Genomic DNA, 1,720 nt, shown 5'->3' with positions numbered 1-1,720 from the left:
CAATCAATCATCTGTGTGGACACTACGCAAAATAGTTCCGCTTTAGGTAAGGAGGTGATCCAACCCCAGGTTCCCCTAGGGTTACCTTGTTACGACTTCACCCCAGTCATGAATCACAAAGTGGTAAGCGCCCTCCCGAAGGTTAAGCTACCTACTTCTTTTGCAACCCACTCCCATGGTGTGACGGGCGGTGTGTACAAGGCCCGGGAACGTATTCACCGCAACATTCTGATTTGCGATTACTAGCGATTCCGACTTCACGCAGTCGAGTTGCAGACTGCGATCCGGACTACGATATGCTTTAAGAGATCCGCTCACTGTCGCCAGCTTGCCTCCCTCTGTACATACCATTGTAGCACGTGTGTAGCCCTACTCGTAAGGGCCATGATGACTTGACGTCGTCCCCACCTTCCTCCGGTTTATCACCGGCAGTCTCCCTAGAGTTCCCACCATTACGTGCTGGCAACTAAGGATAAGGGTTGCGCTCGTTGCGGGACTTAACCCAACATTTCACAACACGAGCTGACGACAGCCATGCAGCACCTGTCTTACGGTTCCCGAAGGCACATCTGCATCTCTGCAAACTTCCGTAGATGTCAAGAGTAGGTAAGGTTCTTCGCGTTGCGTCGAATTAAACCACATGCTCCACCGCTTGTGCGGGCCCCCGTCAATTCATTTGAGTTTTAATCTTGCGACCGTACTCCCCAGGCGGTCTACTTAGTGCGTTAGCTGCGCTACTCACAGTACAAGACCACGAACAGCTAGTAGACATCGTTTACGGCGTGGACTACCAGGGTATCTAATCCTGTTTGCTCCCCACGCTTTCGCACCTGAGCGTCAGTATTGTGCCAGGGGGCCGCCTTCGCCACTGGTATTCCTCCAAATCTCTACGCATTTCACCGCTACACTTGGAATTCTACCCCCCTCTCACATACTCTAGTTGGCCAGTTTCAAATGCAATTCCCAGGTTGAGCCCGGGGCTTTCACATCTGACTTAACCAACCGCCTGCGTGCGCTTTACGCCCAGTAATTCCGATTAACGCTTGCACCCTCTGTATTACCGCGGCTGCTGGCACAGAGTTAGCCGGTGCTTCTTCTGCGAGTAACGTCAAAAAGCCGTGCTATTAACACAACTCCCTTCCTCCTCGCTGAAAGTGCTTTACAACCCGAAGGCCTTCTTCACACACGCGGCATGGCTGGATCAGGCTTGCGCCCATTGTCCAATATTCCCCACTGCTGCCTCCCGTAGGAGTCTGGACCGTGTCTCAGTTCCAGTGTGGCTGATCATCCTCTCAAACCAGCTAGAGATCGTCGCCTTGGTGAGCCATTACCTCACCAACTAGCTAATCCCACGTAGGCGCATCCGATAGCATGTGGCCCGAAGGTCCCACACTTTGGTCCGTAGACATTATGCGGTATTAACAGTCGTTTCCAACTGGTATCCCCCTCTATCGGGTAGCTTCCTACGCATTACTCACCCGTCCGCCGCTAGGTCCGAAAACCCCGCTCGACTTGCATGTGTTAGGCCTGCCGCCAGCGTTCAATCTGAGCCATGATCAAACTCTTCAATTAAAGTTTTTTCTGTCACCGAAATGACATGCTCAGTATTACTGACTAAATATTTTACTATCTGGTCACTCATACTCAGTTAATTCGTTTTGCGAATCTTCTTTCACGAGTGCCCACACAGATGATTGATTGCTAATTGTTAAAGAGCGTG

The 1,720-nt window shown here is 51.4% G+C and carries 1 rRNA gene; it reads right to left on the bottom strand.

Features of this window, described 5'->3' with window-relative positions:
• Window positions 1-47: 47 nt before the first annotated feature.
• A 16S ribosomal RNA gene (locus tag A5320_RS01240) occupies window positions 48-1,572 on the bottom strand.
• Window positions 1,573-1,720 lie beyond the last annotated feature (148 nt).

The organism is Rheinheimera sp. SA_1, from assembly GCF_001669775.1.
Classification (GTDB): domain Bacteria; phylum Pseudomonadota; class Gammaproteobacteria; order Enterobacterales; family Alteromonadaceae; genus Pararheinheimera.
Note: the sequence above shows the minus strand (reverse complement) of the source record. Positions and strands in the feature narration are given on the sequence as shown.